This window comes from Flavobacterium sp. 9AF, assembly GCF_902506265.1.
Classification (GTDB): Bacteria; Bacteroidota; Bacteroidia; order Flavobacteriales; family Flavobacteriaceae; genus Flavobacterium.
Genome location: NZ_LR733556.1, coordinates 628,685 through 649,855 on the forward strand (window position 1 = coordinate 628,685; position 21,171 = coordinate 649,855).

Consider the following 21,171-nt stretch of genomic DNA (forward strand, 5'->3'; position numbering starts at 1 on the left):
CCTATTTATTTATTATTATCATTAACGAAATGAAGCAAACAAAGATGTGAGTTTAGGAATACTTGGACTAAACGAGGATTTTGTGCAGATGAATGAGGTAATGGTCATAACTTCGATTTACAGTTTTTCAATTTCTACAATTTTTATTGGGAATGTCAACATATTCATTTCTCTTACACATTGAATTAATGAGTACTTTGCAATGTTTGACTGAACTTTATCAACATTATTTTTTATTTGTGGTATTCTTTTTAATTCTGATTTAAAAGCCATAACGAATTGAATGTTTTTCCCACCTGTTTTAAATTTAGCTTTAAAACTATCTTTGTCGATAAGCTTATCTAAATTTACGTCTTTACTGTTGTAAGCATCAATTATTGACAAAATAAAATCCTCACTACCAGAGTTTCTTTCATTCATAAATCTGCTTGCTGATATTTGAATTTGATTACTCAAATCCCTAATCTTTGCATCAAATCCATTTTTAACGTGAATAAAATATATTGTATTATCATCTTCATACATAATATCACATAGTTCAATATTCTGACCTATTGCTTTATCTAAAACCCAATAGTTATTTTGCAAATGATATTTTCTGTTATAAGCATCTTCATCTTCAGTATCATCCCACTTTTCAGTTATTATTCCAGAATTTAAATAATTATTATCAATCATTCTTGAACATATTTCATTTATTGTATTTGTGAAATTATTCTCGACTTTAAACCATTTTGCATCAATTTGAAAGATCGGTCTATTTTCAACATTAATTTCACAAACAATATGATCTAAAAACATTGCGTGAGTTATAAAATCTTTTTTTCGCATTCCATATAAATGCAAACCAGAGATTACTTTTTTAAATTCTATTAAATTTAAGTTTTCTAAACTTTCGTAAACTAATTTCAATCCATCGTAATATAAACTTTTCCTATTTTGGAAATGATGACCTTTACGTGTTCCTTTAAATTTAAATATATAGAATTCAGCTTCGTAAAATTCTTGTATTTTTGAAGGATGTACAAATTCTATATCTAATTTTTTAGGTGCTTGACCTCTCGCAGCAGAAAATAAATCCATCATATTTTCATACAACTGCAATAAAAGTTCTTCTCTGTAAATGCTTGAAATTACTCCTTTATCCTTAACCTCAACAAAAGATGTTAGAGATTTTTTGGTTTCCGATTTAGAAATTTCATTTATTTTTTTAAAAAGCAGATGTAAAGATTTGAAAGGTATTCTATGCTTAATGTTGAAATATGAACCTATTTCGATGGTAGTAATTCTATTTTCAAACTCAATAAAGTCAAAAACGCTGTCTTTTATTTCTTGCTTTAATACAATGTTTATTTTTGAGGGAATATTTGTGAAATTTAAAATATCAACCAGTTTTAAACCATCTTTAAATATATCTTTCCTTTTCGTAAGTTTACCTGAAATCCCCCTTGTTTCAATTGAAATTACATCTTCATTCAAATCTGTGATAAATTCAAAGAAATCTAATCCAAATCTATGATTTTGAAAACGAATAATTACTCTACTTCCGCCACCACCAACTATTGCATAAATATTATCTTCTACACTTGCAAACATTGCAAAAGAGAGTTGCTGAACTTTAAATACTAAATTATTTGATAAACTTTCTGGTATAAATTTTTTCCAAAAAGCATCCTTTTCCTCTTCATTGTATACATAGGTAAAATAATCAACGCCATCTATTAGTACCGGAACAATCTTCTTATTATAATTTTCAATATCCTTTACTTTTATTCGATGCTCATTGATGATATAATTAATGATTTGCTCATTGTTTTGAAGGTTATGCTTTTTAAATTCATAAAATGATTTATCTATTTGAAATATTTTGATTTCATATTCAGCATTTTCAGAGTTATTAATTTCTTCCATAAAATCTCATTATTTATATCATTCGTTAAATATATAAAATTTAAAATCATTTACTGTTTGAACAAAACAAATATGCTAATTATAGTATGTAGTTTATAAACTATTGATTATTTAGATTTGTGCATACTAAAATTAGCAAAATGAATAAATCAGATATTTTAGAAAAGTTTGGAGAGAAAATAAAAGAGTATAGAAAACAAAAAGGTTTTTCTCAAGAACAATTAGCAGAAAAAGCAAATCTACATAGAACTTATATTGGTATGATTGAACGTGCTGAAAAAAACATCACTTTGCTAAATATCGAGAAAATTGCAAATGCTTTAGATGTAAAAATAACTGATTTAATTAATCAACAATAACCAAACGAATATTTTATGAGAAAAGAAATACTAATCACAAACTATTATCCTGAAAAGTTAAAAGAAGCGAGAGAATTGTCCGGATTATCAATAGAGGATGTTGAAAACGAAGGTTTAGTTGATGCAGAACAGTTAAGTTTATTTGAAACTGACAACCCAATAACACCTATTGATATTTTTCTTTTAGGACTTTTATTAAATCTTTATGAAGATAAAGCAATTGAAAATGGAAAGGACAAACTTGATATTAGTTTAACTTCTGACATTATGTATCCTCATCCAAATGGATTGCAATACCAAAAAGATATTGTAAATAGTGATAATTTTAAAGGATTTCCTTATACAACGAATGCTCAAGGAAATATTAATTGGATGACAACTATAAAAACACCTCAAGGAAAAGCACGAATGGAATTTTGGCAAGAAAAATTAATTTCATTTAATTTAGAAGCAACAAACGTTATGGAGGCAGGTTTTCGTCAAAAGGTGGCATTTCTAAATCATCCTACTAAACAGCACGTTTGCCTTTTCACGGGACAAACTTTATTTATAGATTACCGTTATCCTGCACCGAGCAGAATAGATTTAATAAATAAAAGCTACGATGAAGCCTTTAAATATTATGATTTAGATATTTTACAGTTAGCTTCGGTTCTATATGAAATAGATGAATGTAAGTTATTCTGTGAAGTTTTTAATATTTCAAGTGATTTTAAAGAATTACCTGAATTGATTGGTTATCTGCAAGAAGAGTATATTAATAAAGAAAAAAGAGGATATGTTTCACCAGGAGTTATGAGTAACTCTCCAGACCGTTTAGATGGATTTCATTCCTACAATTCTGATGTAAGAGATGTTTGTGATACAGGCAGAAGAAAGGAAAATCTTAGAAGATATACTCAAGATAGAAGAGTTTATGAAAAATGGTCTGATGGAGATTGGAAAATGGCAGATAGATTATATGCTGAGTTTGTTAAAAATGGAGTTAGCCCCGATCATATTGGTCCAATGTCATTAGGTTTTGCTCATAGACCTAAGTTTCATCCAATGACATCAAAAGAAAATAGCTCTAAAGGTAATAGAATGACATTGAATGATGTCAAAGTATTAATTGCTGACGAAGATAAAGGAGAAACTGTAGTTTCTTGGCATTCAAAATTCATTTGGGATAAATTAAAAAACAAGGTCAAAGTTGATGAAGATGCATTACTACTTAGTTCTTTAATGAGAAAAAATTTACATCACGTACTAATACTTTTATCTATCATATATGAGAAAGGACATCAAAAGTTCCTTGAAGGTTATTTAAATCCAGAGTATTCATTTTATGATTATAAATTTGAAGGGTTTAACCCAATGACAGGTGAGTATAAAAATGTAATTAGAAAAGAGGTAACAGGGAAAAATCAACAAAACAATGTAGAAAGATATTTCCGGATTGCTTTTGATACTTTAGTAGAATATATGACTAAAGAAAATCGTAAGGGGAAAATATGGAATAGTGAGGAAATTGATAAGGAAATTGAATTGATTTTAGAGCCTTTAGCTTCAAAAAAATATGATGAAGCTAAAGACCAACTAAATAAAATATTAAGTTTATTGGCAGATTTAGCAGCAAGTAACTGGTAGCATCAATTTACAATTTTCATAAAATGTTTTAAAGTCAATTTCATTCATCATTAGTTTTTCATAATCGGAAGTTGCTTTATAATCAATATTCGTTTCAAAATCACCACTATCAGTTTTTAATTCAGGTAATCCAGCGATTGCCTGTTTTACTGTTATTGGGTTTGGTAAATTATCATCAGTACTTGAAAATAATATTTTAGGAGATTTTATTTCTTGTTTTATCAAAGAACCAACAATAATAACTCTTTTACGTTTTTGAGGCACTCCAAATTCTTCTGCATTTAATTTGAAAGGTTTGTTTACGTGGTAACCAATCTCTTCAAAAGATGCAATAATTTCTTTAATTGCTTCTCCATTTCTCATACTCAAAATTCCTGTAACATTTTCCATTACAAATATTTCAGGTTTGATTTTATCTACTAATTCTACAAATTCTTTAAATAGTTGATTACGCTTATCTTCTGGATTTCTCCAACCGGCACTTGAAAAACCTTGACAAGGAGGACCACCAATTACAACGCCTACTTTCGCATATCCATTTGTTGAAGCTATTATCTTTTCTTTTATTTCTGGTGATGTTACATCTCCCAAAATTAAATTATTACCATTATCAAAATGAGAATGATTTTGTTTATAAGTTTCAAAATAATTTTTCTCAATCTCGTTAGCTGAAATTAGTTCAAAATCTTCCATAAGAAACCCCTCTGACATACCACCTGCTCCTGAAAACAAATCAACAAAGGTTTTATTTTGAAGAAATGGTTTAATTGTTTCTGCTATTGCTCTTGCTAATAATGGAGGAACTGCATTTCCAATCTGTTTATATTGAGCTGATTTACTGCAATGAAAAACATAACTATCTTTAAACGATTGTAATCTTGCACCTTCTCTTATTGATATTATTCGGTCTTGTGACGGATGTAAATTACAACCATTACCTAATCGATTAAAATAGGTTGTAATAGTATAACTTGGTTTATTGTTATCCAATCTGCCATAGTATGTTGTTCTTCCTCCTGAACGTCTAATTTGCTCTAATCTTTGGGAAGGAATATGTACAGGAATACTTTGCCAATTGCCTCCCTCTGGAATATGTTTAGCCATTTCCCATTCTAAATCACTCAATCTTGGTGCAATATGATTATATAATTTCTTGCTCATATACTGGCTTTAATTTCTTTGTTGTTTTAGTTCCTGTTAGATATTCAGTTTCGATGTTTGTAAGTCCGTATAGCTGACAAATGTAATTGTCTATTTCAGATTGATTTGATACTAAATCTTCAATATCAAAATTATCTAAATCAACAATTGGCAATTCATCTAATTCGTAATTATTAATATGGTTATTGCTACTTGTAATTTTAAAACGCCAATTTAATAAACTACTATTTAGAATATAGTTTAATTTTTGAAGGTCATTCTCATTTCTTGTTGAAACAATGTAATTACAAGAATTTCCAAGAATATCTGTTTTTTCACTTAAAACAAATTTTAATCTTTTATGACTATCAACATTAGAAATCTGCTGACATATTAACCTTTCTTTATTAAAGTCATTATTCTTGTATTCAATTGATTTTTTTGCTAAAAAGCTATCAATTTCAACATACTCACCATTTTTATCTACAACTCCATTTTCTGAAATCATATTTCCTCTAACTAAACGCCAACCAGTATTATCTTTTGTGATGCTTGATTTAAAAAGGGTTAAATCTAATTCTCCTCTACGGTTTCTTATAAATGGAATTTCATTAATCTTTTTATGTTTTGAAATTTTAGACAAAATTGACCAACCTACTTTGTCAATAAGTGGTATTTCAAGATTTGTAGGGAAAATATTTTTAATAGTTTCTATATTAATATCAAATTTAGAATTGTCAATTTCAATATTAATGTTATTTGTTATTCCAGATTTTTGAATATAAAATATAACTGTTGATTGAGAAACATTTTCAAATAGTTTTGCTGCTTCTGGATAATAACGAATAAAATGTAATTTGTGGTTTGTTACTATGTGCTTACGAAGTTTAGCAGAAGTCAAATCTCCAAAAATAGATGACGGACAAATAATTCCTATTTGACCTTTAACTTTAGTAATTCTAATAATCATTTCTATTGAAAGTTGATAGTAATTCAACATTCCTTCAATTGAGTAACTATAAAAACCTGATGTCCTAAAAAATGTTATTTCATTTTGAATTCTATTCTGAAGATTTAAAAAATATCCATTTAGTTTCTTTTCATCCTCCTTTTTATTAGCCTTTAACAAACAGTATGGTGGATTAGAGAAAACTACATCAAAACCTCCTTTAGATAGTGCTTTTTCAAAATCAGTAGAAAGATTTAAGCTATTATTATCATCTTGTAACAAATTAACTTTAGGTACTAATGCGTTTCTATTTAGAATATTAATTTTTAACGCATTTATAATTCTTGTATTTAATTTTTTGAAATATGAAATTACCTTTATTCTTAAAACAGTCAATGCCATTTCATCAATATCAATAGCAAATAAATTATCACAAACTATTTTTTCGAATGTTAAGTAGTACTTTTTGTTAAGTGTTTCCAATGCTTCAAAATAAAACCTACCCGTACCACTTGCAAAATCTAAACAAGTAATCTTTTGAGGTTTTACATTTTCATTAATTGCATTAGAGATACAATTATCTACTATTTCACTTGTAATTTGTTTAAGTGTATATACAGCACCTGTTTCTCGTAAATGATGTTTAGATTTTTTTCTATTGAGTTTACCGTTATTAATTGAAAACTCTGAATTCAAAAAAGCAATATGTAATTCTTCAACAATTTCAGGAACTAAATCAATATAACGATGCGTAAAATCATTAATTTCTTCAATTATATCAAAATCGAAAACTTCATTAAGTGCAGTGTAATGATCTAAATGTTTTTCATTTATATAAATTGTTATTAGTGAATTTATAAGTCGCTTATGAATTTTATAAGCTACATTTATTTCATTAGTTAATAATAGATTAGCATTAACCAAATGTATTTCTGCTTGAGAAGTAGGAGTTATTTCCTCACTTTTGGAGAAAAAATCATTTTGAATTTGCAACGTAATAAGTTGCTCTTCCTTTGTTAGCAAGTAATTTAAAACGTTCGCAATCATTTTTTCTTATTTGTTATAGTTCGTTGATATTGGATTTTGGCTTCTGCAACTTGTAATATTTCTGAAAATGAATTTTCATCTTGAATTTCATAAAATACTATATCACTATAAAACGAAATAAGTAACTCGTCTTTGTCTGCATTAAAGATTTTTGAAACTTCTTCAATCATCTTTATGTTTGGTTTCCTTTCATCTCTTTCAATTTTACTCAAAGTTGATTGGTCAACATCAAGTAAAGCCGCCAATTTTCTTAATGGCATATCAGCTCCTTCACGCAAGTTTCTGATTTTAACTCCAATACTTTCCAAATTTTGCATAGATAAAATATTTCTTGACAAATTATGTCCAAATATACAATTGTTTTTGAAATTCACAATAATTTTTGAAACAAATATTCTTTGCTAAAATTTAATCTGTTTTGAAGTGTAGATAAAAAGTATAAACTAAACCATAATTCTATACTGTGCAGTTTCCAAGTTTATAGTAGTTGGAATTTGCACACATTTTAATAATTGTGTTTTTCGTTCTATTTGCTTTTTGATGTTGGAGTGTAAATTATCAGCACCTATTTTTTTGTTATATAGCTTCTTTTGATTGTTGAATTTATTTCGGTTTCCGTTTTTTAGAATATCTTCCCAGAAGTTGGTATTGAAAAATTTATCATCAATAGCTTTTGATTTATCAAATAATAATACATTATCCCATTCGAGTAACAATGAATTTATTAGTGCATTATAATAATTAATTTCAGTTAGATTTTGAAGCGTAAACAATCCTAAACTGTGAATAAATTTAGCTTGTTTTGTCTTAACTTCAAATCGAAATGTATTATTACAATGGTTTGGAAATTGCACACTTTTGTCGTAGGCTTTTATCTGTTTGTATGCTTCGTTTCCAGCTATTTTGTAGTCAAAGTTTTTAGGTCTGTTAAATGGTCTTTTCTCGTGATAGATTAAATTTAGAATTAAATCCGATACTAAAATGTTTGGATTGATATTTACAGCATATTCTAAATTAATTAGATAACATTTATTCAAATCAAGATTAAAAATAGTTTTGATTTCAATAATTGTATCAATGCAATCTGAAATATAAAAATCATTAGCATTATGAGGTTCATCATTGAAATAACAGTGAATGCTTCCTTTTATTTCCAGTCTGTTTTGATACTTTGTAAAATAAAGGTTCTTGTAACTCTTGGTTACTAATTCCTTAATTTCATCATCAAATCGCTTTTCAGATTTACCCTCATACACTAAAATATTATTGTTCCAAACTTTGTTTATTAGTGTTTCATCAGTGATTTTTATCTTGATAAAATCTATCATTCTCTAAAAAATAAATTTAGCAATTACTTTTTAAATGGTCGATAGTTGTTGTCAAGCATTGTATTAATATCCTGAATTTTATAGACAATTTTATTGTTTATCTGACTGTATGCAATCAATCCTTTTTCTCTCCAATTGGCAGCAGTACCTGGACTAATTTTGAACAGTCTTTGAAATTCATCATTGTCAATAATTACTTTGTCGAATACTTTTTCTTGCTTTTTGCTAACCAATTTGGTTAGTTCTTCCAAGCGTTTTTCGATGTTGTTTAAGCTGTCTTGAAATGGATGGCTCATAGTTATGCTTTTTTAGGATTGATACTAATCAAAGCTTGTTCTATTTCTGAACGCTTATACCTGATGAGGTTTCCAAGTCGGTACGGATTGAGGATTTTCTTTTTGTTCCAATCGGAAAGTGTAACCAAAGATACTTTTAGTATCTCGGCTGTTTCTTGTCGAGTAAGGTACTCTTGCGGTTTGATTGGTTGGAAATTTTGAGCTAACGATTTAAGCTCTGTTCTTACATCTGATAGGATGCTTTCTTTTAATTCATCTGGAGATACTCCAAATACTTGTGTCATTTTACTTTGTTCCATCTTGATATAAATTTTATCGTTTGTGATGGTACAAAGCTATTGTGAGGTTTGCTGTTTCTTATTGTTGGAGTAACTCCAAAAGGTACTCCAGAGGTTACTCCAAGTTGTTTAAAAGTTGCTGAACTTTATCTAAATCCCTTTGATAACCAGCACCTAATTCAGATTTCTTTAATTCGAGTTTTTCAATTGCTGTTTTTATATTCTTTTCGTTTTTCCCTAACAATTGGCTTATTAGTTTTGCTTTTTTAGTGTTTGGTTTGTTTTCGAAAGTGTCAGCACTAAATACTCCTAATTTATCTAAAAGTATGATTGCTTGATTAACCGATAACTGGTTTGCGTTTTCAGTTTCAATGATATTTGTTTCGCTGATAGTCATTTTGGATTTAAAATATTCAATCAATTCATCTGCATAATACTTACAGAAATATTGATAAAAATCTAATTGCAAATAGTAAACTTTATCAGTTTCTTGCGAAAATTTCTCCATATCTTTATAATGAGTATTAATCATTTTATAAACAGGATTATCCTGAATTGAATTATTAAACAAATCAGTTAAATTAATTTGATACTCATTAATCCATTTTTTTATATAATTAAAATCTGCATTTTTGGTATAACTTCTTTTATCAATTTCATTTATTTTAAATTCCAAATGATCATTCCTATTAACTCCTTTCTCTTGAAGCTCTGCAAGTGTTTCGGATTTTATTTCCTTTAAACAAAGTTGCAAATCAATCATAACCCCAAGTGCTGTGCTCTTTCCTAAAACATTAATATCATCAATCAATTCACAAAACTTGTCAAAATAGGTATCTTTCTTGTTCATAGTGCTCACTGGTTGTGATTGTTCTACTTTTAATTTTGCTTTTTTTAGTTTACTAACAGGACTTAACTCTTTAATTTTTTCTAATTCAAATACAAATCGGTGACCAATGTGAAATAATTTGAAAGGCAAAAAACTTAAAAGTTTATATCGTTGAATATGAAAATCTAAAAAATAATCGCTCGAATTAAATGGTAATAAATTTTTAGGACTATCACCCGAATTTAACTTCTGAATTATGCTTTTTATTTCAATATTAGTAGTTGTGCTTGAATAATCTCTTTTTGAAAAAAAGGTTTCTAAAGTTTGTGTATCAGCATCATCATATAAAATGGCACAATATCTGGACTTCTCATTTTCAACATAAAAATCATTTTTAAGTACATTTAATTTCACTTTAGCAGCTTGAATATTAAAATTTAAAAACTTTTCAATTTCTTCATTTTTCCTTTTTGAAACCTCTAAATAAATATCGGAAATTGACTTTTGAAAAAGTGATTTGGCATCATTAATAATTTCGTTTTGCCTTATTTGAATAAATTCGTGAGTTTGTTCATAATACTTTTTATCCTGATAATGAACTAACACAAAATGTTTTTCATAATCTACTTCTTCAGCATAGGGTTGTATGATGAAATCTAAATAATAGTTTTCACCCAATAGGTTAATAAAGTTCGTTACATTCTGCATAAAGGAATTTGAAGGCTTAAATATATTAAACTTTATCTTACTTTACTATTTTCATCTTTTTCTCTTCAATATCCTGTTCTTCGTTTTGCTTATTCCAATAGTCTTTTAATTTTTCGGCTTTCTCGGTATTGGTTATTTTGACGTATTTCAAAAATTGTGTTTCTGTTTGATGTCCTGTAACTCCCATAATGGTTAAATTATCTAATTTTCCATATAGATTTGTGGCAAAGGAACGACGGCAAATGTGTGATGATACTAATTCCCATTTTTCGAAAATCCCTTCTTCTTTTCGCTTTGTATCTTTGTTTATTTTAGAACCTTGTGTTAATTCTGTGAATTTTGCTACTCTGCATAATTCTTTAACGTGTTCATTGAATTTTTGGTCTGAAATGGCTCTTGGAAATCCGTTTCTTTTTTCTAAAATAGCTTTAACTTGTTTGTGAAGTGGAATTGTTACTGTTTGTCCTGTTTTTTGTGTTTCAATTTCAATATAGCCATTTTTGATATTGGCATCTTTCAATCTTAAAAAATCTGAAATTCTTAATCCTGTACGCAATCCAATTATAAATAAATCTCTTGTGTTTTCTAACCTTTCCACTCCTTTAAAATCGTGATTGAAGATTTTATTGATTTCTTCGTCTTTCAAATAAATACTATCAGCAGTAATCTTTGGAACAAAAAAGTTAGGATGCTCAATATGTGGATGAACCGGCAAACCTTTTAATTTTGCATCTCTGGCAATGGTTTTTACTGTTCCGATATAGTTTCCGATTGTTCCTAAATTTATCTTTTGTTCTTGAGATAAGAAATTGATAAATCTATCATAGAAAGTCAAATCTAAATCGGTAAATTTTAGCTTTGTTTTAAAGCGTTCTTCGTACTCTTTTAGCTTATTGAGTGTTGTATTATACTTTGTAATAGTTCCTTTGGCAATTGCCTTATTTTTACCTTTAATTATGCGAGTAGGTGCGTTTTTAATAAACGTATCAATGAAAGGAATGAAAAATATTTGGTCAACGGCTGTTTCGTCAATTGGTCTATTAAAGAAATTTGCAATCTTTTTTCTTAACCAGTGCTTGTCTATAAACTCGCCTTTGCTATTATCGGAATTGAATTCATCAAATATAAATTTTTCAAGTTCTGAAAGTTTTTGATTAACTTCATCTTTTGTAGTATCATCAGCAGTAAGTTTGACTTTTTGTTTAGCTGCACTCCATCTTTTAGGTTCAACCTTTAGATCTGTTGTTGCTGTTAAATCGCATTTTCTGCCATTTTTGAAACGCAAAAGTATATTTGTTGCGTTTTTTTCTCCTTTAATAAGGTAGTTAATAGTTGCCATTGGTACGGAATTATTAGGTTTTTCAACACTTTAAAGATACAAAATTATCCCCACATAATCCCCACATTGACTATATTTATATATAATTTACTTAATTTTACTTAACTATCATTTATTGAAAAACCCATATTTTACAAGGGTTAACGGTTGTTTTAGTAAGATTTAATATGTATAGAAAAAGTAGGTGCTTGTTCCTCTTTCTCCGCGGAAAAAAATCCTAAATGGTGTCAAAACCCCTGAAATCCTATGATTTTCGGGGTTTTTTGCTTTTGCTGATATACCAAATTATTCAAGAAATCTTATCGCTAAAGGGACTAAATCGAGACCCTAGAAAAAACTAGAAATCTAGGGTCTCGCTAAAATCCTTTAACCCTTGCAAACACTGGGTTCAAAGATGAATTAAATAGCTAGTTCACTCATTAAACATCTTGTTTGTTTTCAATTAGGAAATTAAATTGAGTAATAATTAATTGGTCACCACAATGAAAACAAAAATCACACTTCACTTTTATGCCAAAAGCACAAAAGCCAATTCAAACGGACTACTTCCCATTTATGTAAGATTAACAGTTGATGGAAAACGATTAGAGTTTAGTACCAAAAAGTTTGTAGAAAAAACAAAATGGTCTAATGAACTATCCAAAATGAAAGGTGCTTCAGAAGAAGCACGTTCAATCAATAGTTACCTTGATTTGATGAAAGCGAAAGTTTTAGAAGCACAAATGGAACTACTCCACAGAAATGAAGCATTAACAATCGAAAACTTCAAAAGCAAAATATTAGGTACTGAAGAAAGACAAAGAATGTTGGTTCCCATCTTCCAAGACCACAACAACAAAATAAAAGAGTTAATAGGAAAAGAATACGCTCCAGGTACATTAGAGCGCTATGTAACTTCACTCAAGCATACCATTGAATTTATACAATGGAAATACAATATTTCCGACATAGATATTACCAAGATAGATCATGCTTTTATAACCGATTACGAATTTTGGTTACGAAGCGTAAGAAACTGCGCTAATAATACAGCGGTGAAGTACATCAAAAACTTCAATAAAATAATCAAGATATGTTTGGTCAATGATTGGCTCGATAAAAATCCATTTGCAAACTATAATAGAAAAAGACTTCAAAACAGAACGATTGTCTTTAGTACGTGATATTTTCCTTTTTAGCTGTTTTACTGGTTTAACCTAATAGATGTCAAAAACTTAACAAAGTCGCATATAAGCTACGGTATAGATGGCGAACAATGGATATTTACTCACAGACAAAAAACAGAATCTGCTTCTAAAATTCCAATACTTCCAGTAACGCAAATGATAATTGATAAATACGAAAATCATCCACAATGTTTAAATGAAGATAAACTACTTCCTATTCTATCCAACCAAAAAATGAATGCGTACCTAAAAGAAATTGCCGGAGTTTGTGAAATCGAAAAAGAATTAACCTTTCACATCGCCCGACACACGTTTGCTACTACAGTAACACTTACAAATAGTGTGCCTATTGAAAGCGTAAGTAAAATGCTAGGTCATAAAAATTTGCGAACTACCCAACACTATGCAAAAGTGTTGGATAGGAAGGTCAGTGAGGATATGCAGGTTCTGAAGAATAAGTTTTCTCAGATTTCTGTGGCAAATAAAAAAGTAGTCTAAACTGCAAATTTATATATAGAGAGTTACAACTTCAGATTAGAAACCGTGTGCTGTCCATTTTCAATCTGTTTATCCCCCCACTCCTTAAGATAACTAATAAATGGAATTAACTCATTACCTACGTCAGTTAATGAGTATTCCACTTTGGGTGGTACTTCGAGATATACTTTTCTTTTAATTAAATAATCTTGCTCTAACTCTCTCAAAGTCTGGGTAAGCATTTTAGTGGTAATATCCGGCATGGTTCTGTCAAGTTCCCCATAACGAAGAATAGAGTGCTGATGCAAATACCATAGTATTCTTCCTTTGTACTTACCTCCAATTCGTTTAAAAGCATAATCAACTGAACAGGTTGGAGAATCTGGACAAATTTCTTTCTTTTTTTTCATTTTAATTATTTGATAATCAACAATACATTCTTTTAGGTAAGTAGCATACTAAATTGTACATACTTGACACAAAGATATATATAAATTAATTTCGCCCTGTAAAATTTAAATAATTTAAAATGAATTCAAATTTAGAAAACAACAAGGCAAATAATGTTGGTGCTACTTTTATGAAAGCAGTTCGTCAACATGAGTTTGGAGGCCCTGAAGTACTGCGATATGAAGATGCCCCAATTCCACAACTACAAAACGGAGAAGTTAGAGTTAAAGTGAGTGCAATAGGAATTAATCCTCCAGACTGGTATTTACGCGATGGATATAAAATGCTTCCCCCAGAATGGCAACCCGTAGTTCCTTTTCCTGTGATACTAGGAACTGATATCTCTGGTGTTATTGAAGCTATTGCAGAAGATGTCGATGGATTTAAAATTGGAGATGAAGTATATTCTATGGTACGATTTCCAAGCTTCGGCCCAAGCCAAGCATACGCAGAATATGTTAGTGTTCCTGCATCTGAAATAGCTTTGAAACCGAAAGGAATTAGCCATATTGAAGCTGCCGCTGCACCTATGTCGTTACTAACAGCATGGCAGTTTATGATTGAACTTGGTCACAATGTTCAAAATCCTCTTCAACCAAACAAGCACGAACCGGTTGAACTCAAAGGAAAAACAGTTCTTGTAAACGGAGCTGGTGGTGGTGTTGGACATTTTGCTGTACAACTTGCAAAATGGCAAGGTGCAAGAGTTATTGCAGTAGCATCAGGTAAACAAGAATTATTGTTACGTGAATTGGGAGCCGATGAGTTTATTGATTATACAAAGTCAGCTGCAGAAGATATAGTTAAAGATATTGATCTAGTTATCGATTCTGTAGGCGGACATACGACTGGCCGCTTTTTAAAAACGTTAAAGCAAGGAGGGGCTTTGTTCCCAATATTTCCATTAGGTTTTAATGATAACGAAGAAGCAATGCGACTTGGTGTGATTGTTTCAGCTACTCAAGTACGATCAAGTGGAGCACAATTAGAAAAGTTGGCTCAGCTATTGGATAATGGAACTATTAAAGTTGTTATTGATAGTATATTCCCATTAGCAGATGCTCAAAAAGCTCATGAACGTGCAGCTAAAGGTCATATTCAGGGAAAAATTGTGTTAACCGTGTCCTGAAAATATATATAATTATGCAAACAAGTGAATTAGAAGACAAAGTTTTAATTAGAGAACTCACAGATAATCTCTCAATTTTAGGAGATAAGAAAGATTTTGCAAATCAGGTAAAGTTATTTACAGAAGATGCTGTATCAGAAACAATTGTTGAAGGATTGACAATCCTAAAGCTTCAAGGTCGTCAAGCAATGATTGAAGCTTTCGAGACCTTTCTAAAAGAATTTCAAAACGTATATCATCTTAATGGACAACAAGTAATAGATGTAAAAGGTAATATTGCAACTGGGACCTGTTATTGCCACATTACATTGATTAGTACAGAGAATGGGGTCAAAATGAAAACGTCAATTGGTGCCATTTATAAGGATAACTATATAAAAGAAAACAATCGTTGGCTTGTCTCTAAAAGAATAGGAGTATTTGAATGGCAGGATAAAAATATAATTTCAAAGTAATATTAAAACCCCGAAATCTTCTGATTCGGGGTTTTTAGCATCAGGAAACTATGGAGTTTTATTAAAATTGAATGAATCTCTATTTTTATTATATTTGTATAACCAGTTATGTAATTAGAAATACAATATGGATATTTATAGTCAAATAGGCAAAATTGCTTTGGGCAGTAGACTTCGTAGATTAGGAGAACGCATTGCAGAAGAGGCATTTCACATCTACAAACTTTATGATATAGATTTTCAGCCAAAATGGTTTCCTGTTTTTTATGCGTTATCACTTGGTCAAAAGAAAACTATTTCAATCCTTGCGTCTGAAATTGGTCACTCTCAACCTTCTGTAAGCAAAATTGTGAGGGAAATGGTGAAAAATGGAATTGTAATAGAAAACACTGATACAATTGACAAAAGAAAGAATTTTATATCTCTAACTGATAAGGGAATTGAAATGAACTCCAAAATTCAGCACCAGTATAAAGACGTAAATATTGCAATAGAAGAAGCTTTGGCGGAAACAAATAATGATCTTTGGAAAGCTATTGAGGAATGGGAATTTCTTTTGGATCAAAAAAGCTTGCTTAAACGGGTTAGAGACCAAAAGAGACTAAGAGAGTTTGCTTATATAAAGATTGTAGACTATGAGCCAAAATACAATAAGGTTTTTGTTGAACTTAATGTAGAGTGGATTTCGAAGTATTTTAAAATGGAAGAAGCAGACTATAAAGCATTGAACAATCCGGAAGAATATATTCTTAAAAAAGGCGGTCACATATTTGTAGCTTTATATAAAGAAGAGCCCCTCGGAGTTTGTGCTTTAATGAAACTTGATAACAACGAGTACGAATATGAGTTAGCAAAAATGGCCGTATCACCTAAAGCACAAGGCAAAAATATAGGATGCTTGCTTGGTAAAGCTATTATCGAAAAAGCTCGTTCACATGGAGCATCCAAACTTTATCTAGAAAGTAATACAATTTTGAAACCTGCAATCAATCTCTATCAAAAATTAGGATTTGAAAAGGTAGTCGGGTTGAAATCTCCTTATGAAAGATGTAATATTCAGATGGAACTAAAACTTAAATAACAGTGACATACGATAATAAAATAGCGATAGTAATAAAAGATAATTTGGAAACATGGCAAAAACTAAATGTTGCTTCGTTTTTAGCTAGTTCGGTAGCGATCGAATTTCCAGACACACACGGAAAACCTTTTATAAATGCTTCAAATTCAACCTATCTTCCTTTTATAAAACATCCAATATTAATTTTTAAAGCTGATACAGATGCTGAAATCAAAAGAGCTTTTAACAGAGCGAAAGAAAGAGATTTGCACATTGGCATTTATACTGCCGAATTGTTTGCAACAAAAAATGAAGAGGAAAACTTAATTCAAATCTCAAACTTTAACGATGATAATCAAAAATTAGTAGGCATTGTTTTATACGGCGATGCCAAAAAAGTAAATAAAGCGCTTGATGGATTGAAATTTCATTCATAGCGCACCAATATTAAGAATGATTTTTGTTAAACATTTAAAATTAACCAGCAATGAACCACTTTATATTAGGTCTTCAGGCACGTAATCTAACTGTCGAAATACATCATCATTCTGCTTACCAAATTGTACTGTCGAATGACACTCCTTTTAATTCAACCATCAGCGGTAAGCTAAACGAACGTATTCATGGTTTTCTTATAAAGCCCCATGTCCCGCATTTTTGTGTAGCCGAGAAAGGAACGCTTAACGTGCTAAATATAGAGCCATATTCAAATATTGGGTTGCAACTGTCAAACCGTTTTGATGAAAATCAAGAATGCATAGTATTTGATTCGCCTCTAGAAACAAATGCTTTCTTTGAAACTCCAAGAAACAGTCTTGATATTAATAATGTTATTGAAAGCTTGCTTTCTAAATTACCACCTACCAACTACGACGAAAGGGTTACCAAAATTGTAGAATACATAAGGGACAATTATTATAAATCAGACATCACACCACAAACCTTTGCAGATATTGTTTTCTTGTCACCATCGCGCTTAGCATCGTTATTTAAACAGCAAACCGGCAGCAGTTTGTCAAAATATTTGCTGTGGACACGTTTACGTCAAGCAATATACATTACACTCTCAGATAGGGAAAGAAGCCTCACCGATATTGCGTACGACACTGGGTTTTATGATTTGCCTCAGCTCAACAAATATATGTATGAAATGTTTGGGATGCCACCAAAGGCATTAAAATACAGTAGTGATTTAATTCAGGTCTACTAACAAACAACATAATAATATTAGCACTATATGGGTATCAACATCATTTGTTGATACCCTTTTTATTTTGAAAATATTGAGTCTCAAATCTGTAAAAAACACAATAGTGATTTGATACAAGTTTGCCAGTTAGGTTGTTTGCAATTTTGTCTTATCAAAATGAAGTAGTTAAAATAACAAATTTAAAAATTAAAATTATGAAAGCAATTGCCTATAACAAGTTTGGAAACACAGAAGTTTTGCAGACTGTAGAACAATCAAAACCAACAATTCAATCAAATCAGGTGTTGGTAAAAGTAAAAGCATTTTCTATCAATCCTATGGATTGGAAAATTAGAAAAGGTGAAATGAAACTAATGTCAGGTTCGAAGTTTCCTAAGAATACGGGAGTTGATTTTGCTGGGAAAATTGTAGATGCAGGATCTTCTGTTAGTGGTTTCAATATTGGTGACGACGTTTTCGGAGTAGTTAAAAATATGATGAAAGACGGTGCTTCATCTGAATACGTTGCAGTACCTGCATCGTTGGTATGGAAAAAACCTGAAAATATCACATTTAATCAGGCAGCATCATTAGTTGTAGTCGGCACCGCAGCAGTAACTGCAATCGAAAAAATGGGAAAAATCAATTCAAAGACACATATTTTGGTTAACGGTGCCACAGGTGGTTTTGGAATGTTTTTATTGCAACTATTAAAAAAGGCTGACGCACACGTAACTGCCGTTACGAGCACTAAAGGAGTGGAATTTGCAAAAAAATGGGGTGCTAATATTGTCATTGATTATACCACGCAAAATGTTCTTTCCCAAAAAGCTATGTATGATGTTGTTATTGACCTATCTGGCAAATTGGGTTACAAAAATGCAAAAGAAATTATGTTGCCAAAATCCATTTTCCTTAACGTCACTCCTCAGCCTATCGAAATACCATTGTCATTATTAAACAACCTGTTTACTAGTAAAAAACATGTTGTTGTTCTTTCAAGTCCAGGAATCAAATACACCAATATCCTATTGAACGCCTTGAAGAAAGGATTGGATATTGAAATTAATAAAGCATTCCAATTCGACCAAACCAAAGAAGCTTATCAATACGCTGAAAAAGGTGGTAATATCGGTAAAGTTGTCGTGGAAGTAAACTAATTAAATATCAATAATTATGATAACTAAAATAGACAATACGATTAAGTATGGTAAACAGCACGGCGGATTCGGAATTCAGATATTATACCCTGGACTTATCCGACCTGAACTTAACGACACAGGTTTTTCTACAATAGGTCGAATAGATCATGCTCGAATTACACCCGGAACCCTCATCCAAATGCATCCGCATAAAGATGATGAGATCTTAACCTATTTAAGAAGTGGGAAAGTAAAACATCTTGACTCAGAGTCCTATTCTGACGTTATATCAAATCAACGATTAATGATGATGAATGCAGGCGCAAGTTATTATCACGAGGAACTTGTTTTAGAAGAAGGTGGCGTTCTGGAAGGTCTACAAATATTCATTAGACCTGAAAAATCGGGTCTTAAACCACAAGTACAATTTTATCAGTTAACTGATGTATATAGCAATAATCAATGGAGAAAAATTGCTGGCAAAGGCGATGACTTTCCTTTGCAAATAAGAAGCAACACATGGTTATATGACTTGCGACTAGAAAAAGGTGAAGAAATTTTTCTTCCTGAGTCACCAGCGGAAAATGCTGCATTTCTTCTCTATGTATTTAATGGCGAGGTAACAGTTGATAGCAAAATTGTCCTGAACAGTGGTGAAAGTGCATTAATAGAAGAAGACCAACCAACATTTTTAGCGGAGAGAACAAGCGATATAGTAGTGTTTATTACCCAAACCGATGCGATGCATTTTGATGGCGGAATGTACAGTGGTAATTTACAATAGGTCAACTTTCAAAGCAATGATGTAGTATAATTTTTCTTACACAAGGGAATAATAAATTTTGATTACTAATAAAGATAAAACATAAAAAAATAATAAGATGAAAACCAAAAATGGAGAAACAAAAGGTTTCAATAATAGTCCCGAAGTAACCCTTGTTACTACTATTAATTCGCAAATAGACAGGGCTTTCAATTACATTGCTCCAATCAACATAATGCACATTTTTCGAGGGAATAAAATTATTCCCGCTGTAATTGACACTAGTATCAAACAAGGATGGAATAAAGCAGGTTTGCACCGAACTGTATTTTTTAAGGATGGTTCAAGTGCACAAGAAAGTCTTTTGACTGTAAATGCGCCTGTCTCCTTTTCATATAAAAGTGAGCAGTTTACTTCAAGAGTACTTAAAACATTAGTTAGAAGATTTGAGGGAGAATGGAGATTCAAAGATCTAGGAAATCACAAAACAAATATTGAATGGACTTACCGCATAGTTCCGACAAATTACTTCGCAAAAATTATGATAAGGTTGGTGCTAATTAGTGCTTTGCGTTCAGCACTAAAAAATGCACTAAATATAATTAAGAATGACCTCGACAGTGGGCGGTTGGAAAAAGGCAGCACATGGGAAGCCTAATCACAATTCTAGAATTTAATAAAAATTAAAAAAAAGATAAAATGAAAACAGCATTAATAACTGGAGCCAACAAAGGAATTGGCTTTGAAGTTGCAAAAAAATTATTGCAACAAGGATTTATTGTTTATATCGGAAGTTGTGATGTAATCAAAGGTCAAACAGCAGTAGAAAAATTAAGAGCAGAAGGATTTGTAAACGTTGAAGCAATTCAGATTGACGTTACCGATGATCATTCAGTAAATTATGCAAGAACCGAACTAGGTAAAAAATTAGACTCTCTTGATATTCTAATTAACAATGCAGGAATAAGCGGTGTGAAAGTAGATCAAACTGGAAATTTCCTTGAAAAAACATGGACAGCGGAACAAGCTACAATCAACACTTTTAAAGAAGTGTACGAAACAAATGTTTTTGGTGTTGTGCGCGTTACACAGGCTTTTCTAGACTTGCTTAAGAAATCTAAAGAACCACGAATTGTAATGGTTAGTTCTTCGGTTGGTTCACTTACTCAGCAAAGCGATCCTCAATGGCCAATTTATGATACGGCTAAATTTGCGGTGTATGGTTCATCTAAGGCTGCAATGAATATGTACGCTGTACACTTGGCTTATGAACTTCGAGACACCCCATTCCGGATAAATATGGTAGACCCTGGCTATACTAAAACCGACTTCAATTACAATACCGGCTTTAGCACTGTAGAAACCGCAGCAAATCGTATAATTAAATATGCTCTTATTGGGCAGGATGGTCCCACTGGAAAATTTTTTAGTGAGGAAACTAATCCATTAACCGGCGAAATTTCATGGTAATTGTAGATTACTAGCAACTAGAACAGTGATTTGATACAAGTTTTTTCCTCTCAATTA

General features: G+C 30.8%; 23 protein-coding genes. 13 read left to right on the top strand and 10 right to left on the bottom strand.

Going from position 1 to position 21,171, the window contains the following annotated elements; genetic code table 11:
- Positions 1 to 117 precede the first annotated feature (117 nt).
- Positions 118 to 1,911 carry a DUF6119 family protein gene (locus HALO113_RS03020; protein ID WP_159777611.1) on the bottom strand — a complete coding sequence of 598 codons (1,794 nt, stop codon included), beginning with the start codon at positions 1,909 to 1,911 and terminating at the stop codon, positions 118 to 120.
- 140 nt (positions 1,912 to 2,051) lie between these two features.
- On the opposite strand from HALO113_RS03020, the gene HALO113_RS03025 reads away from it, so the two are divergent.
- Both HALO113_RS03025 and HALO113_RS03030 read left to right on the top strand, forming a co-directional pair.
- Complete coding sequence (locus tag HALO113_RS03025; protein WP_112112673.1) at positions 2,052 to 2,270, top strand: helix-turn-helix domain-containing protein; 219 nt, start codon at positions 2,052 to 2,054, stop codon at positions 2,268 to 2,270.
- 15 nt (positions 2,271 to 2,285) lie between these two features.
- Entirely contained in the window at positions 2,286 to 3,899 is a 1,614-nt protein-coding gene (locus HALO113_RS03030) for a hypothetical protein (protein WP_159777612.1), read from the top strand.
- On the opposite strand, the gene dcm is transcribed toward HALO113_RS03030, so the two are convergent.
- The 8 genes from dcm to HALO113_RS03070 form a co-directional block, all read right to left on the bottom strand.
- Entirely contained in the window at positions 3,879 to 5,060 is a 1,182-nt protein-coding gene (gene dcm, locus HALO113_RS03035) for a DNA (cytosine-5-)-methyltransferase (RefSeq protein WP_159777613.1), read from the bottom strand. The two genes, HALO113_RS03030 and dcm, sit on opposite strands and share 21 nt — an antisense overlap.
- A complete protein-coding gene (locus tag HALO113_RS03040) occupies positions 5,041 to 7,035 on the bottom strand; it encodes an Eco57I restriction-modification methylase domain-containing protein (protein ID WP_159777614.1) in 1,995 nt (664 codons plus the stop codon). The genes dcm and HALO113_RS03040 overlap by 20 nt, the downstream gene beginning before the upstream one ends.
- Complete coding sequence (locus HALO113_RS03045; protein ID WP_201297562.1) at positions 7,032 to 7,409, bottom strand: helix-turn-helix domain-containing protein; 378 nt, start codon at positions 7,407 to 7,409, stop codon at positions 7,032 to 7,034. The genes HALO113_RS03040 and HALO113_RS03045 overlap by 4 nt, the downstream gene beginning before the upstream one ends.
- Before the next feature lie 69 nt (positions 7,410 to 7,478).
- On the bottom strand, positions 7,479 to 8,363 hold the full coding sequence (locus HALO113_RS03050) for a hypothetical protein (protein ID WP_159777615.1): 885 nt from the start codon (positions 8,361 to 8,363) through the stop codon (positions 7,479 to 7,481).
- Positions 8,364 to 8,386: 23 nt separating this feature from the next.
- The gene (locus HALO113_RS03055) at positions 8,387 to 8,659 is read right to left on the bottom strand and encodes a helix-turn-helix domain-containing protein (RefSeq protein WP_159777616.1); all 273 of its coding nucleotides are present in this window, start codon (positions 8,657 to 8,659) and stop codon (positions 8,387 to 8,389) included.
- Between the two features lie 2 nt (positions 8,660 to 8,661).
- The gene (locus HALO113_RS03060) at positions 8,662 to 8,958 is read right to left on the bottom strand and encodes a helix-turn-helix domain-containing protein (RefSeq protein ID WP_159777617.1); all 297 of its coding nucleotides are present in this window, start codon (positions 8,956 to 8,958) and stop codon (positions 8,662 to 8,664) included.
- Positions 8,959 to 9,052: 94 nt separating this feature from the next.
- Positions 9,053 to 10,474, bottom strand: a complete 1,422-nt coding sequence (locus tag HALO113_RS03065; protein ID WP_159777618.1) for a hypothetical protein — start codon at positions 10,472 to 10,474, stop codon at positions 9,053 to 9,055.
- 37 nt (positions 10,475 to 10,511) lie between these two features.
- Positions 10,512 to 11,813 carry a site-specific integrase gene (locus HALO113_RS03070; protein ID WP_159777619.1) on the bottom strand — a complete coding sequence of 434 codons (1,302 nt, stop codon included), beginning with the start codon at positions 11,811 to 11,813 and terminating at the stop codon, positions 10,512 to 10,514.
- A gap of 482 nt (positions 11,814 to 12,295) precedes the next feature.
- Between HALO113_RS03070 and HALO113_RS03075 the strand changes: the two genes are divergently transcribed.
- On the top strand, positions 12,296 to 12,976 hold the full coding sequence (locus HALO113_RS03075) for a phage integrase SAM-like domain and Arm DNA-binding domain-containing protein (RefSeq protein ID WP_370519302.1): 681 nt from the start codon (positions 12,296 to 12,298) through the stop codon (positions 12,974 to 12,976).
- Between the two features lie 159 nt (positions 12,977 to 13,135).
- Positions 13,136 to 13,477, top strand: a complete 342-nt coding sequence (locus HALO113_RS03080; RefSeq protein WP_370519303.1) for a site-specific integrase — start codon at positions 13,136 to 13,138, stop codon at positions 13,475 to 13,477.
- 23 nt (positions 13,478 to 13,500) lie between these two features.
- Here HALO113_RS03080 and HALO113_RS03085 read toward each other — a convergent pair whose 3' ends face one another.
- Positions 13,501 to 13,866, bottom strand: coding sequence for a helix-turn-helix domain-containing protein (locus HALO113_RS03085; protein ID WP_159777620.1), 366 nt, complete (start codon positions 13,864 to 13,866; stop codon positions 13,501 to 13,503).
- A 119-nt stretch (positions 13,867 to 13,985) separates the two neighbouring features.
- Here HALO113_RS03085 and HALO113_RS03090 point away from each other — a divergent pair, with 119 nt between their 5' ends.
- The 9 genes from HALO113_RS03090 (at position 13,986) to HALO113_RS03130 (ending at position 21,114) form a co-directional block, all read left to right on the top strand.
- Complete coding sequence (locus HALO113_RS03090; RefSeq protein ID WP_159777621.1) at positions 13,986 to 15,035, top strand: NADP-dependent oxidoreductase; 1,050 nt, start codon at positions 13,986 to 13,988, stop codon at positions 15,033 to 15,035.
- 14 nt (positions 15,036 to 15,049) lie between these two features.
- Complete coding sequence (locus tag HALO113_RS03095; protein WP_159777622.1) at positions 15,050 to 15,490, top strand: nuclear transport factor 2 family protein; 441 nt, start codon at positions 15,050 to 15,052, stop codon at positions 15,488 to 15,490.
- 127 nt (positions 15,491 to 15,617) lie between these two features.
- The gene (locus HALO113_RS03100) at positions 15,618 to 16,571 is read left to right on the top strand and encodes a bifunctional helix-turn-helix transcriptional regulator/GNAT family N-acetyltransferase (RefSeq protein WP_159777623.1); all 954 of its coding nucleotides are present in this window, start codon (positions 15,618 to 15,620) and stop codon (positions 16,569 to 16,571) included.
- 2 nt (positions 16,572 to 16,573) lie between these two features.
- Positions 16,574 to 16,987: a DUF2000 domain-containing protein gene (locus HALO113_RS03105; protein WP_159777624.1), complete on the top strand. Its 414-nt coding sequence runs from the start codon at positions 16,574 to 16,576 to the stop codon at positions 16,985 to 16,987.
- A gap of 50 nt (positions 16,988 to 17,037) precedes the next feature.
- Complete coding sequence (locus tag HALO113_RS03110; protein WP_159777625.1) at positions 17,038 to 17,760, top strand: AraC family transcriptional regulator; 723 nt, start codon at positions 17,038 to 17,040, stop codon at positions 17,758 to 17,760.
- A gap of 194 nt (positions 17,761 to 17,954) precedes the next feature.
- Entirely contained in the window at positions 17,955 to 18,899 is a 945-nt protein-coding gene (locus HALO113_RS03115) for an NAD(P)-dependent alcohol dehydrogenase (protein ID WP_159777626.1), read from the top strand.
- A 16-nt stretch (positions 18,900 to 18,915) separates the two neighbouring features.
- The gene (locus HALO113_RS03120) at positions 18,916 to 19,665 is read left to right on the top strand and encodes a pirin family protein (RefSeq protein ID WP_159777627.1); all 750 of its coding nucleotides are present in this window, start codon (positions 18,916 to 18,918) and stop codon (positions 19,663 to 19,665) included.
- A gap of 97 nt (positions 19,666 to 19,762) precedes the next feature.
- A complete protein-coding gene (locus HALO113_RS03125) occupies positions 19,763 to 20,302 on the top strand; it encodes an SRPBCC family protein (RefSeq protein WP_159777628.1) in 540 nt (179 codons plus the stop codon).
- A gap of 41 nt (positions 20,303 to 20,343) precedes the next feature.
- Entirely contained in the window at positions 20,344 to 21,114 is a 771-nt protein-coding gene (locus tag HALO113_RS03130) for an SDR family oxidoreductase (RefSeq protein WP_159777629.1), read from the top strand.
- Positions 21,115 to 21,171: the final 57 nt, after the last annotated feature.